Origin of the sequence: Streptomyces sp. NBC_01317, assembly GCF_035961655.1 — a bacterium.
Taxonomy (GTDB): domain Bacteria; phylum Actinomycetota; class Actinomycetes; order Streptomycetales; family Streptomycetaceae; genus Streptomyces.
Window position 1 is genome coordinate 7,086,641 of the sequence record NZ_CP108393.1, and the last position, 12,347, is coordinate 7,098,987.

At 70.9% G+C, this 12,347-nt stretch carries 11 protein-coding genes; 4 read left to right on the forward strand and 7 right to left on the reverse strand.

The genetic code is table 11. From position 1 onward, the window contains the following. Nucleotides 1–7: 7 nt before the first annotated feature. From aroA to OG349_RS30965, 4 genes are all read right to left on the reverse strand, one after another. On the reverse strand, nucleotides 8–1,375 hold the full coding sequence (gene aroA, locus OG349_RS30950; protein ID WP_327237719.1) for a 3-phosphoshikimate 1-carboxyvinyltransferase: 1,368 nt from the start codon (nucleotides 1,373–1,375) through the stop codon (nucleotides 8–10). A 59-nt stretch (nucleotides 1,376–1,434) separates the two neighbouring features. Beyond that, on the reverse strand, nucleotides 1,435–3,348 hold the full coding sequence (locus OG349_RS30955; protein ID WP_327237720.1) for an anthranilate synthase family protein: 1,914 nt from the start codon (nucleotides 3,346–3,348) through the stop codon (nucleotides 1,435–1,437). Further along, entirely contained in the window at nucleotides 3,345–4,013 is a 669-nt protein-coding gene (locus OG349_RS30960) for an isochorismatase family protein (protein WP_327237721.1), read from the reverse strand. The genes OG349_RS30955 and OG349_RS30960 overlap by 4 nt, the downstream gene beginning before the upstream one ends. Nucleotides 4,014–4,129: 116 nt before the next feature. After that, nucleotides 4,130–5,332, reverse strand: coding sequence for a 3-deoxy-7-phosphoheptulonate synthase (locus OG349_RS30965; protein WP_327237722.1), 1,203 nt, complete (start codon nucleotides 5,330–5,332; stop codon nucleotides 4,130–4,132). A 518-nt stretch (nucleotides 5,333–5,850) separates the two neighbouring features. On the opposite strand from OG349_RS30965, the gene OG349_RS30970 reads away from it, so the two are divergent. After that, entirely contained in the window at nucleotides 5,851–6,558 is a 708-nt protein-coding gene (locus tag OG349_RS30970; RefSeq protein WP_327237723.1) for a ScbR family autoregulator-binding transcription factor, read from the forward strand. A gap of 50 nt (nucleotides 6,559–6,608) precedes the next feature. On the opposite strand, the gene OG349_RS30975 is transcribed toward OG349_RS30970, so the two are convergent. Together OG349_RS30975 and OG349_RS30980 are read right to left on the reverse strand one after the other, a co-directional pair. Beyond that, on the reverse strand, nucleotides 6,609–7,418 hold the full coding sequence (locus OG349_RS30975; protein WP_327237724.1) for an aminotransferase class IV family protein: 810 nt from the start codon (nucleotides 7,416–7,418) through the stop codon (nucleotides 6,609–6,611). Next, nucleotides 7,415–8,074 carry a TetR/AcrR family transcriptional regulator gene (locus OG349_RS30980; protein WP_327237725.1) on the reverse strand — a complete coding sequence of 220 codons (660 nt, stop codon included), beginning with the start codon at nucleotides 8,072–8,074 and terminating at the stop codon, nucleotides 7,415–7,417. The genes OG349_RS30975 and OG349_RS30980 overlap by 4 nt, the downstream gene beginning before the upstream one ends. 84 nt (nucleotides 8,075–8,158) lie before the next feature. Between OG349_RS30980 and OG349_RS30985 the strand changes: the two genes are divergently transcribed. Further along, nucleotides 8,159–9,634: an MFS transporter gene (locus tag OG349_RS30985; protein ID WP_327237726.1), complete on the forward strand. Its 1,476-nt coding sequence runs from the start codon at nucleotides 8,159–8,161 to the stop codon at nucleotides 9,632–9,634. A 59-nt stretch (nucleotides 9,635–9,693) separates the two neighbouring features. Then, complete coding sequence (locus tag OG349_RS30990; protein WP_327237727.1) at nucleotides 9,694–10,458, forward strand: SDR family NAD(P)-dependent oxidoreductase; 765 nt, start codon at nucleotides 9,694–9,696, stop codon at nucleotides 10,456–10,458. Here OG349_RS30990 and OG349_RS30995 read toward each other — a convergent pair. Beyond that, complete coding sequence (locus OG349_RS30995; RefSeq protein ID WP_327237728.1) at nucleotides 10,452–11,429, reverse strand: ScbA/BarX family gamma-butyrolactone biosynthesis protein; 978 nt, start codon at nucleotides 11,427–11,429, stop codon at nucleotides 10,452–10,454. The genes OG349_RS30990 and OG349_RS30995 overlap by 7 nt on opposite strands. 134 nt (nucleotides 11,430–11,563) lie before the next feature. Here OG349_RS30995 and OG349_RS31000 point away from each other — a divergent pair, with 134 nt between their 5' ends. Next, nucleotides 11,564–12,220 carry a ScbR family autoregulator-binding transcription factor gene (locus OG349_RS31000; RefSeq protein WP_327237729.1) on the forward strand — a complete coding sequence of 219 codons (657 nt, stop codon included), beginning with the start codon at nucleotides 11,564–11,566 and terminating at the stop codon, nucleotides 12,218–12,220. The last annotated feature ends 127 nt before the right edge of the window (nucleotides 12,221–12,347 follow it).

A 12,347-nucleotide genomic window follows, 5' to 3' on the forward strand; every position in this document is an offset into this window, starting at 1 on the left:
GTTCTTGTCACTGCCGGTGTGGGGCCGGGGTCGCCGCCCCGCTGGTCGCGAGGGCCCCGCCCGCGTCGTACGCGGGAGGTTCGTACTCCGGGCAGAGCCGGTTCAGCTCGGCGTGGAAGCCGGGGAAGGTCTTGCCGACACAGCCCGGGTCGTCGAGCGTGAGGACACCGGGCGCGCCCAGGCCGAGGACGGAGAACGCCATGGCGATCCGGTGGTCCCGGTGGCAGGCGATCAGCGCCGCGTCCGGCCTGCCCGGGTGGACGGTCAGCCAGTCGGGGCCGGACTCCGTGACCACCCCGCACGCCGCCAGGTTCCGGGCGACGACCGCGATCCGGTCCGACTCCTTCAACCGGGCGTGCCCGATGCCGCGGATGGTGAGGGGGGCGTCGGCCAGCGGCGCGATCGCGGCCAGGGTCATGAACGTGTCCGAGATGTCGCCCATGTCGATGTCGAAGCCGCCTCTGAGACGCCCGGTGCTGGTGACGGTCGTCGCGTCCCCGGTCACCTCCACCCGGGCGCCGGCCCGGCGCAGCACCTCGACGAACCGGAGATCGCCCTGGAGGCTGCCGGTGCCGAGGCCGGGAACCGTGACCGTACGGCCGGTGACCGCGGCCGCCGCGAACAGGTAGGAGGCGGTGGAGGCGTCCGGCTCGACCATGAGGTCGGCGGCCCGGTATCCGCCGGGCCGGACCTCGATCCTTCCGTCCGGGCCCTCGGCGGCCTCCGACCCGAAGTGCCGCATCAGCGCGAGGGTCATGCCGATGTAGGGGCGGCTGACCAGTCCGGCGACGTCGATCACCAGCGGGGTACGGAAGAGAGGCGCGGCCATGAGCAGCCCGCTCAGGTACTGGCTGCTCAGTGAACCGTCCAGGGCGATCCGGCCGCCGTCGAGCCCCGCGGCGTCCACCACCAGGGGCAGGGAACTCCCCGGCGCCGTCCGGACGGTGGCGCCGAGGCGGGTGAGGGCGTCCGTCAACGGGCGCGACGGACGCGCGCGCAGTTGCGCGGAGCCGTCGAAGAGGAAGCTCCCCGTTCCCGCCGCGGCGAAGGGCGGCAGGAAGCGGGCCGCCGTTCCGGCGTCGGCGCACCAGACCCGGCCGGGCCCGGTGGGGCCGCCGCCCCCTCCGGTGACGTCCCAGTACGCGTCGTGCGGGGCGGCGTCCACCCGGATGCCGAGGTCGGTCAGCGCCGTACGGAAGGCGAGGGTGTCGTCACTGACCAGCGGGGCCCGGAGCCTGGTGGTGCCGACGGCCGCGGCGGCCAGCAGCAGGGCCCGGTTGGTGATGCTCTTCGAGCCCGGGACCCGGGCCGTGAAGGGGACGAGGGGAGGGGCCGGCCGGGACGGGCCGGCGCGGTCGGGGGGACGGACACTCATGAGGGGGGTCCTCCGGGCATGTCGAGCGGGCGTGCGGGCGCGCGGTCGGCGACGGGCCGTCAGTCGGCCGGCACCTCGGCCAGCATGTCGGCCAGCAGCGCCCCGACGAGGCGCACACCGTCCTCGGTGAGTACCGACTCGGCGTGGAACTGGAGCGAGGCGAAGTGCGGGCCGCGCAGGGCGTGGACCTCTCCGGTCTCCGGGTCCCGGCTCACCTCCACCTGGCCGACGCCCTCGCACGTGGCCCCGTCCTCGGCGGCGCGGGCGGCGAACGTGTTGTAGAAGCCGACCCGTTCCCGGGCGCCGAAGAGGTCGATCTCCCGCTGCACCCCCTGGTTCGGCACCTTCCTGCGGACCAGCGGGAAGCCGAGCCGCCTGCTGAGCACCTGGTGACTCAGGCACACGGCGAGGAACGGCCGCCGCTCGTCGAGCAGTCCGCCGATCGCCGACGACAGGTGGGCGATCTTGGGGTGGTTCGTCTCACGGGGGTCGCCCGGGCCCGGGCCCATGACAACGAGGTCGTAGCCGTCCGTGGAGTACGGCTCGTCGAAGCGCCGGACCGTCACCGACAGCCCCAGGGAGCTGAGTTGGTGGTCGATCATCGAGGTGAAGGTGTCCTCGGCGTCCACGACCAGCACACGCCGGCCCGCCAGGACCGGTTCCGGCCGGAGCCGCGCCGCGTCCTCGGCCAGCCAGAAGCCGGCGATGGTCGCGTTGCGCCGTTCCAGGGCGGCCAGGACGGCCGGGTGTTCGGCCAGCGGGACCGGGCCGTCCGTCCGCAGAGCCGCGAGCAGCCCGGCCGCCTTGGCCCGGGTCTCGGCCACCTCGGACGCGGGATCGGAGTGGCGTACCAGCGTGGCGCCCACGCCTATCCGCATGCGTCCCCGGTCGCTGATGTCGGCGGTACGGATGAGGATGGACGAGTCCAGGGTCGGGCCGCCGTGCTCGTCGTGCCCGATGAGGGCGACCACACCGCTGTAGTAACCCCGGCCCTGCGGCTCGTACTTGTTGATGACCCGGCACGCGCTCTCCAGCGGGCTGCCGGTGACCGTGGGGGCGAACATCGTCGCCCGGAGGATCTCGCGCGGGTCGCGTGCCGTGCGGCCCTCGATGAAGTACTCGGTGTGCGCGAGCCGGGCCATCTCCTTGAGGTACGGGCCGACCACCCGGCCGCCCGACTCGCAGATCCGGGCCATCATCTTGAGTTCCTCGTCGACGACCATGTACAGCTCGTCGGCCTCCTTGCGGTCGGCGAGGAAGTCCATCACCTCCGGCAGGGTGGGGCCGGACGGCGGGTAACGGTAGGTGCCGCTGATGGGATTCATGACGGCGTTGCCGCCGGAGACACTGATGTGCCGCTCGGGGGTGGCGCCGACGAAGGTACGGGTGCCGGTGTGGACGACGAACGTCCAGTAGGCGCCCGTCTCGCCGCGCATGAGCCGCCGGAAGAACGACAGGGCGCTGTGTGGTGTGTAGCCGGTGATGTCGGCGACGAACGAGCGCTTGATGACGAAGTTCGCGCCCTCGCCCTCGCCGATCTCGTCGGCGATGACCCTGCGGACCGTATCGGCGTAGGTGTCGTCGTCCACGTCGAAGTGGCCGCCGGCCAGCGTGATCGGCAGGTCGGGGAGCCGCCGCAGTGACTCGGCCACGGGCAGCAGTCCCTGGCCGGTGACGGTCATCGCGACCAGGGGCTCGTCGTCGTCGGCGCAGGCGAAGCCACGTTCGGTGATCTGCCGGTACGGGACCAGCGCCAGCACCTGGTGACGGGCACCGCCGGGGGGCGACGAGGCCCCCGGCACGGGAAGGTCCGCCAGCGCGGCGTGCGTCGAGATCTCACCGACCAGGATGTCCAGCGTTCCCTCGCCCGTCGACTCCGGGCGGTGGAGCAGCGCGAAGGGCGGGGGCACGGGCCCCAGCACCCGGTCGAGCAGCTCCGCGCCCGTCGGTGCCGTCTCCTCGGCCCCGGTCATGCGACGGCCCCGCGGCCGGCCGTGGCGGCGGATGCTCCGAGCGAGGCCAGGACCTCGCCCGCGGTGGTGACCACGGCGCAGCGCAGCGCCGCGTACTCGATGGCCAGCCGGTGGTACTCCGCGGAGAAGTCCGCGACGGCGTCGGCCACCAGGAACGGCTGGATGTCGTTGGTGAACGCCTCGACCGCGGTCATCAGCACACCGACGTGGGCGTACACCCCGCAGACGACGAGCTGGTCACGCCCGTGCTCCCGCATCCGCTCCAGCAGGCCGGAGCGGAAGAACGCGCTGTAGCGCCACTTGGTGAACACCCAGTCGCCCGGTTCCGGGGCCAGCGGCTCGACCACCTGCCGGTCCGCGGGGTCCACGCGCATGCCGGGGCCCCAGAAGTCCTTGAGCAGCCCGCGCTGTTCGTCGCTCATGCCGCCCGGCTGGGCCGTGTACGCCACGGGAATGCCGAGCGCGCGGCCGCGCTCGCGCAGCAGGGTGGCGTTCCTCACCAGCGGATCGCGGACGGCCGGCGGGAACGGCCGCAGGAAGTAGCGCTGCATGTCGTGCACGAGCAGCACCGCGCGTTCCGGGTCCACGGTCCACGTGGCGGTGTTGCCGGGCAGGTCGCCTGCCACGGGCATCGGGTACGGCTCGATGGGGGGTATCCCCGCCATGACCTTCCTCTCCTGGGCGTCATCTGGGCGTCGGGGCGTCCGGGCGTCGACCGGGCTTCGTCCGGGCGTTGTCGAGCGGGTCGCCCGGGGGCGGACCTCTCTCCGCGGACCGGACCTCAGCGGGTGTCCTCCAGCGCAGAGCGACCGGTGCTCCACCAGGCCGACATCACGGAGAGGGCCTGGGCCGGGTTGAGCCGCGGGTCGCAGAAGCTCGTGTACTTGGCTCCCACCTGGTGGATCCGGGACTCGTTCTGGACGCATTCGGTCACGTCGTCGGGGGTCGTCTCCAGGTGGAGTCCGCCCGCGACACCGCCAGCGCCCCTGACCGCGTGCTGGAAGTCCCTGACCTCACGGACGACGGTCTGGACGAAGCGGGTCTTGAGCCCGTCCGGGGTACTGACGGTGTTGCCGTGCATCGGGTCGCTGAGCCAGATCACCGGGTGTCCCGCGGCGCGGACCGCCTCGACCAGGGCGGGCAACCGGTCGGCCACGGCCGCGGCGCCCATCCGGGCGATGAGGGTCAGCCTGCCGCTCTCCCGTCCGGGGTCGAGCCGTTCGCACAGGGCCAGCAGTTCGCCGACCGCCATCCTGGGGCCCACCTTGCAGGCGACCGGGTTGATGACCTCGGCGAGGAGGGCGACGTGGGCACCGTCCACCTGTCTGGTCCGCTCGCCGATCCAGGGCCAGTGCGTGGAGGCGAGCAGCAGCCGCCCCTGTTCGTCCCGGCGCAGCATGGGGATCTCGTAGTCGAGCAGCAGCGCCTCGTGGCTGGTCCAGATGGGCGCGCCGATACGGGTGCTCCCGTCCTGGTCGCGCCAGCCCAGGTGGCCTACGACGTCGTACGCGGCCCGGTAGCCCGCCAGCAGCCGCTCCGGGTCGGGGCGCCTGAGGTCGGGATCGGGCTCCGGGCTGTTGACCATGTGCCCCCGGTAGACGGGGAGTTCGAGGTCCCCGACCCGTTCGGTGGGCAGAGAGCGGGGCTTGGCGAACTGACCGGCCATCCGGCCGGCGCGTACCACCGGCCGGCACGTCTCCATCTGCATGGCGCCCGCGAGCATGTCCAGCAGCCCGGCCTTGCGGGCGACGTAGCCCGGGGTGCACTCGGCGGGGTCCTCCGCGCAGTCGCCGGCCTGCACCACGTGGGCCTCGCCCGCGGCCACCTGGGCCAGCAGGGACCGTAACGTGGCGATGCCCTCGGCATCCACGAGCCCGGGACGGGCGGCCAGTTCGTTTCGTACGCGAAGAACGTGGGACGCGTCCTCCCACGGCGGCTGCTGGAGCGCCGGTCTGAGCCGAACATCGAGCAGAGCGTTGTCCATTGAATTCTCCAATCGCGAACGGGCGTGGTGTGCGGTCGCGCCGAGGGCAGAGAGAACGGGCATTCCATGCCTGGTATCGATGAACAGGAGAGCGGAGCAGGGAGAGCGGAGAGCAGAGAACGGAGAGCAGAGAACGGAGTAACGGAGTAACGGAGAAACGGAGTAACGGAAAGCGCGGGAATCCGGTAGGAGCGGCACGAGCCGCCGTACCGGGCCGAATCCGGGCCGTGCCCCGCGGATCTCCGCAGCGGGCTAAATCATGTGACGAAACGAGGACGGCGCCAACATGCTTGGCCGTACTCCGTCAGGTGACGGGTATTCCGTCAGGTGACGGCTGATATGTCAGGTCGTTACGCGGCCGTCATCCAGCGGGCCCGCGCCGGCCGTGTGCGATGCTGCCCGTCAACGCTTCGCCATGCGGAGCCGTAAAGGCCCCGAATGCTTTGGCGACGTCGTCGCTCCATGGCAAGTTCTCGTGTGGTTCACCCCCCCCCGCCGACCCTTCTCCCGGAGTGTCCATGGCCAAGCAGGACCGTGCCGTACGTACACGTCAAGAACTGATCCGTTCAGCCGCGGAGGTCTTCGGCCGGGGCGGGTTCGCGGATTCCTCCGTCACGCAGATATGCTCCCGGGCCGGTGTGAGCCACGGTGCGCTGCACTTCCACTTCAAGAACAAGCAGGCCCTGGGCGAGGCGGTCGAGGCCGCCGCGGCCCGGATCCTCCTGCACATCACGGGACATGTCCCGCTGCGGCACCCGGCGCCGTTGCAGCTGCTCGTCGACACGTCGCACACACTGGCCGCCCGGCTCTCCTGCGATCCGCTGCTGAGGGCCGGGTTCGGACTCGGCAGCGACGCGACCTGGCGGGGCGGGGCGCTCCTGTTGCAACAGTGGCAGGACTGGGTCCAGTTGATGCTGACCGTCGCCAGGAGGCAGGGGAGCCTGGCCGCCGACGTGATGCTCGACGACGCTGTTCACGCCATCACGGCGGTGGTCGCCGGGCTGGAGGTGCTGGGCCGCGACGACGCCCGTTGGTACTCCCGCCGGGCCGTCACGTCGTTCTGGCGGCTGACGCTGCCCCACCTGGCGGCGGAGGCGGTACGGGCGGGGACCGTCGCGGCGGGCAGTTCCGCGGTGACCTCGAAGGACGCGGAACCGGCCATGGACGAGGCCTGGCCGGGTGATCGGGGGACGGGGCAGCCCTGTGACGCGCTGTCGGGCTGCTGACCGTACGACGGGAAATCCTGGGACCGCGGCCGGGCGCTCAGGCCCGCGCGCTACAGCGACGTGAGTGGTTCGGCCCGGTAGGCGCGGTGGAGCAGCTCCACGAAGGAGGGCGCCTCGGGCAGGTGCACGGAGGCGATCCGGTGCACCGCCACTCCGGGGGTCCACGAGTTCATGACCACGGCCCCGGTCAGCCCGGGCAGGTCGGCGAGCGTGATCTCCTGGACGCGCTGGGGGACACCCAGGCGGTCCAACTGCCTGCGGACGACGCCCATCGTGACGCCGCCCAGCATCTCGGCGACCGGCCACACCACCGAGGTGCCGTCCCAGAACGCCAGATTCCAGATCGACCCCTCGCTGAGCCGGCCCCGGCGGTCGACAAACGCCGCGTCGTCGAAGCCCTGGTCGACGGCCCGCCGGAGGAAGTACGTCTTGGCCAGCTCGCCGACATGCTTCACGGCCGGGAGGAACCGCTCGTACTCGACCGCCGCCAGCGCCAGCGGACCCTCCGGGCCCGACGCGGCGGGCCCGGTGCGGACCAGGACCCGGGGCTCGTCGTCGGCCCCGGCCACCGTGAACTCACCCGCCGGCGAGTAGACCGTCGCCATCAGCGAGAGGTCGGCGGGCCCGGCCTCCACCGCCGCCCGCAGGCAGGACAGCACCCGGTCGTCGGGCAGGGCCCGGCCGAACAACTCGACCGAGGCGGACCGCAGTCGGTCCAGATGGAGGTCGAGTCCGCGGACCCGGCCCCCGCGCACCTGCACGGCGGTGAAGTGGGCGTAGCCGGCGAAGGCGAGCGGCGCCAGGTCCTCGGCGGTCGGTTCGGTGCCGGTGGCGACGCGGTTCAGCTGAAGTGTGGTCATGCCGTGTCAACGACCACGCTCGACGCCGGACACTCCTCCCCGTCCGTACCGGGCACCCGGCGACCTGCCCGGCAACGCTGCTCGATGCCGTCGAGGAACGTTTCGAGCCCCAGGGCGAAGTCCTCCTCCGTCGCCGTCAGCGGCGACTGCGAGGGAGCGTCGTCACCGGGGAGCAGTTGCTGCGCCACCCGCTGGATCGACGCTCCCTGCACATAGGACCAGACGGCGATCGCGAGCGAGTGCGCGAGTGCCGTGTCGTCGGTCAACTCCTTCAGTACGGACGTCATCCAGTCGCGGCAGGAGGTGTCCGAGAAGTGCCGCGCCGACGACGAGGTCACCAGCGCCCAGGGATGCCTGCGGTAGACCTCCCAGTCGAGTTCGGCGGCGACCCGCATCGCGTCACGCCAGTTCGGCGGCGGTGGCGTCGGGTACGGGTTCTCGTCGCACGCCACCCGGGTGATCGCCGTGAGCAGCGCGTCCTTGTTCGCGACGTGCCGGTAGAGCGACATCACACCCGAGTCGAGTTCCGTCGCCATACGCCGCATCGAGAGGGCGCCGATGCCCTCCGCGTCCGCGATGCGAACCCCCGCCTCGATGATGGCGTCCCGGGTCAGAGCGGGGGAACTCGACTTCCTGCCTTGCGACTTGGTGGTCATGAGGTACCATCCCCAACGGGCTTGCGTACGCTGTACGCATCGAGTGGACCGAACACCACCACACCACCTCCTGAGGGGTTTTCCGTGACCGTCAACTTAGTCCAGCAGCGTGCCGACAGGCGTGCGTGGCTCGGCCTCACCATTGTGCTCTGCCTGGTCGCGCTCGTCGCCATGGACGGCTCCGTGCTCTATCTCGCGATGCCGAGCATCACGTCCGCGATCACGCCGAGTACCGACCAGGCGCTGTGGATCCTCGACATCTACGGATTTGTGGTGGCCTCGTTCCTGATCACGTTCGGCACCGTGGGTGACCGCTACGGCAGGCTCAGGCTCCTGGTGATCGGGTCGATCGTCTTCGGTGTCGGATCGGTCGGAGCCGCGTTCTCGTCGACCCCGGAGATGCTCATCGCCTTCCGGGCGCTCATGGGACTCGGCGGCGCGACGCTGCTGCCCTCGGGACTGGCGATCATCAGCAACCTCTTCCACGACGCGAAGCAGCGCGCCCAGGCGATCGGCATCTTCGCGGCGACCTTCGCGGCCGGTTTCGTGGTCGGGCCGATCCTCGGCGGGGTGCTGCTGAACCACTACTCCTGGGGTTCGGTCTTCCTGATCAACATCCCGATCGTGGTGCTGTTCCTCGCGTTCGCTCCGGTCCTGCTGCGCGAGGTGCGCACGTCGAACCCCGGTCGTGTGGACCCCCTGAGCGTCGCCCTGTCGTCCGTGGGCATCCTGCTGGCCGTCTACTCCGTCAAATCGGCGGCCGCGCACGGCTTCTCGCTGACCCAGGCCGTCACGGGTGTCCTGGGCATCGGGACCCTGTGGTGGTTCGTGAGCAGGCAGCGCACCCTCGAGTACCCCCTGGTCGACTTCAAGCTCTTCCACGACCGCGTCTTCACGATCGCCATCCTCACCGGGACCGTGACACTCGTCGCGTGGTCGGCCGCGAGCTACCTCACCGGCGTCTATCTCCAGTCGGTGCTGGGATACGGCATCCTCACCGCGGCGATGGCGGCGCTGCCCGGGGCGTTCGTGCTCACGGGGGCGTGCATCGGGGCCAACGTGGTCGTCGAACGGGTCGGCAAGAAGGCGGCGTTCGTCGCGTCCCTGTTCTTCATGGCGGTCGGTCTGCTGATTCTCCTGCTGACGAGCGTCACGGGCGGGGTGTGGGTGTTCATCGCCTCGACGATCGTCGCCAGCGTCGGCTACGGGTTCTCCTTCAGCCTGGTGGCGGAGACAGCCGTCGCGGCCGTGCCCATGGAGCGCGCCGGCTCGGCCGGCGCCCTCGCCGAGATGAGCAACGAACTCGGCAACGCGCTCGGGATCTCGCTGCTCGGCTCGCTCGCGGCGGTGTGTTTCCGGCTGCTCGGCCCCGACGTCGCGGGCACGCTCGACGAGACGCTCGACACCCCGGGCCTCGCGGCCGGGACGATCGCGGATGCCGAGGAGGCCTTCGTCACGGGCATGCACGTGGCGATCGGCGTGGCGAGCCTGATCCTGTTCGTCCTCGGGTTCCTGGCCCTGCGCTGGCTGCCGCGGGCAACCGCGGAGCCGGCGGTGTGACGCCGCGGTCCCACCGGACTTCGCCCACACGCCCGCACGGGGTCTGAGAGGATTCGGCCATGACAAATGATCTTCTCTTAGGAAAAGTCGCCCTCATCACGGGTGCGAGCAGCGGCATAGGCGCGGCGTCCGCGCGCCTGTTCGCCCAGGAGGGCGCCGCGGTGGTTCTCACCGCCCGGCGCGAGGACCGCCTGGCCGCCCTCGTCGGTGAGTTGAGGGACAAGGGGGCACAAGCGGTCCACGTGGCGGGTGACGTGTCCGTCCCCGAGGACGCCGCCAAGGCGGTGGACCTCGCCATGGCGGAGTACGGACGCCTGGATCTCGCCTTCAACAACGCGGGGATCGGCGGCGACCGCACCCCCCTGCATCTGATGGCGGACGATGTCTACGACACCGTCATGGACACCAACGTCCGCGGTCTCTTCAACTGCCTGCGCCACGAGATAGCGGCGATGCTGGAGCACGGCGGGGGTTCCATCGTCAACAACAGCAGTGTGGGCGGCCTGGTGGCCATCCCGGCCGCCGCTCCCTACATCGCCTCGAAGCACGCCGTCATCGGCTTCACCAGGGCCGCCGCCGACGAGTACGCCAAGCGGGGCATCCGCGTGAACGCGGTGGCCCCCGGCACCACCCGGAGCGAGATCACCACCGACTGGTTCGCTCGCAATCCCGGCTTGGAGGACCACGTCAACTCGCTGACTCCCCAGGGACGTACGGCGGAACCCGAGGAGATCGCGGCGGCGGCGGCCTGGCTGCTCAGTGACCGGTGCGCGTTCCTGACCGGCGCGGTGCTGCCGGTGGACGGCGGCTTCGTCAATCAGTAGGCCCGGAGCCCCGGCGTCACGGCGTCCCCCGGCGTCACCGCGTCCCCCGGGGGCACGGCGTCACCGCCTTCCCGCGCCACCCCGCCGAGCCTGACCCGGAACGCCTCCTTCCCGCTCTGTGTCCCGGTGACCTGGACGGCACACAGGCCGGGAGCGGGGGCGGGCAGGAACGCGGCCTCGATCCAGCAGGGCTCGTCGAACTCGACGTACCGGTAGTAGGTGGTCGTGATCCGCGTGGCGACGAGGCGCGTCGGGGCCAGCAGGGCCTGGGCGGCCTGGTCCGCGGCCTCCAGCAGCGTCAGTCCCGGTACGTGGTCCACGGGGTGGTCGAAGAGGAGGCGGTTGCCCGTGTTGTTGCGCAGCAGCCAGCGACGCGGGCCGTCCCCGGGCGCGAGGGCGACATCGGCGGCGGAGGCCCGACCGGTGAGCTCCGCGGCCACGGGCGCCGGCACGGGCCAGGACCCCCAGTCGAACGTGAGCCGGTCCCCGCGCACCCGCCGGTAGACCCGCGGCGAGATCCAGCGGAACTCGGTCTCGGCCCGGGCCACCGTGACGCCGTCCCGGATCAGGTGGATCCTCATGTGCAGCGAACTGCCGGCCCGCCGGTTCCCCGCCGTCTCCTCCACGGTGACCCGGACATCGAGTTCCGAAGGCTGCCCGAGGGGAGCGCGGAAGCGGGGCGCGACCGTGAAGTCGAGGGTGTCCAGCATGGTCTGGTGCGTCAGTGGAACCTCGTACACGGCGTGCGCGACGAGCAGACCGCTCTGCCGGATGGTCTGGGTGAGCAGGCGCGGATCGTACGGCAGGTCCCCGAAGGCGGCGGGCCACCTGACGCCCACCATGAACTCCTCGTCGCCGGTGCGTCTCCAGCCCGTGACGAGTACGGATTCCTCGTGCTTCAGGTGGGCGTAGGCGGCGAGGAGAGGCGGCGGCGAGGTGGCTAAGCAGGCAATGAGAGTGTCGTCGGACAAGGTCCCCCCTTGGTCGAACCGATATGCAACTCAGCACGTGATGCTGTTAAAGTACCGGCTCTCCGGTCGGTTTTGGGGTGAACGTACGTGCCAGTTCATGAAATGGCAAAGAACGAGCAAGGGGGAGGTAAGGGGTGGCGAAGCAGGAACGCGCGATCCACACCCGCAGAATGATCCTCGAGGCCGCGGCGGAGATGTTCAACGAGTTCGGTTACGACGCCACCAGCATCGGCGGCCTCATCGACCGGATCCAACTCACCCGCGGCGGCCTGTACTTCCACTTCACCTCGAAGGAGCAGCTGGCGCGCGCCGTCCTCGACGAGGCGGTGACCATGAACGGGCTCGCCCCCCAGGCGCTCAAGCTCCAGGAATGGGTGGACCTCGCGCTGCTCCTCGCGTACCGCCTCCCGAGGGAGCCCCTGCTCAGCGCCTCGATCCGGCTCTCCGTCGACATCAAGGCCCGGGGCCTCTTCGGTACCCGCTGGCCCGACTGGATACGGGTGGGGGAGGAGCTGCTCGTCGAGGCGGGAAACCGCGGCGAGTTGCTGGCGCACGTCGATCCGCACGCGACCGCGCGGCTGCTCGTCGGCGCGTGGACGGGGGTGCAGCTGGTCACCGAGACGCTGCCGGACCGTGACCTGTCCGAAGAGATCTCCTGCCTCTTCGAGCTCATCCTTCCCAACATCGCCAGTGCCGGCGTGCTGGCGAAGCTCGACACCTCGCCGTACCGCGCCGAACGCCTCCTCCTGGAGGCCGGCAGCCCCGTGATCCGCTCCGCCCGGCGGGTGTGAGGCCCCGCCGAACCGTCAGCCCGACCTTTTTTCTCCCCGGCAGCGCTCGAAGCACCGGGGATTTGTGCTGTTCCACCGCCCCTGTATAAAGAAACCGGACATCAGTCCTCTTTTGAGGGTTCGGGGG

Bases quoted from the DNA above. Each gene is read 5' to 3' on its own strand.
- OG349_RS30965 (WP_327237722.1), bottom strand. From the start codon at position 5,332: ATGGACAACGCTCTGCTCGATGTTCGGCTCAGACCGGCGCTCCAGCAG.
- OG349_RS30970 (WP_327237723.1), top strand. From the start codon at position 5,851: ATGGCCAAGCAGGACCGTGCCGTACGTACACGTCAAGAACTGATCCGT.
- OG349_RS30990 (WP_327237727.1), top strand. From the start codon at position 9,694: ATGACAAATGATCTTCTCTTAGGAAAAGTCGCCCTCATCACGGGTGCG.
- OG349_RS30980 (WP_327237725.1), bottom strand. From the start codon at position 8,074: ATGACCACCAAGTCGCAAGGCAGGAAGTCGAGTTCCCCCGCTCTGACC.
- OG349_RS30960 (WP_327237721.1), bottom strand. From the start codon at position 4,013: ATGGCGGGGATACCCCCCATCGAGCCGTACCCGATGCCCGTGGCAGGC.
- OG349_RS30955 (WP_327237720.1), bottom strand. From the start codon at position 3,348: ATGACCGGGGCCGAGGAGACGGCACCGACGGGCGCGGAGCTGCTCGAC.
- OG349_RS30975 (WP_327237724.1), bottom strand. From the start codon at position 7,418: ATGACCACACTTCAGCTGAACCGCGTCGCCACCGGCACCGAACCGACC.
- aroA (WP_327237719.1), bottom strand. From the start codon at position 1,375: ATGAGTGTCCGTCCCCCCGACCGCGCCGGCCCGTCCCGGCCGGCCCCT.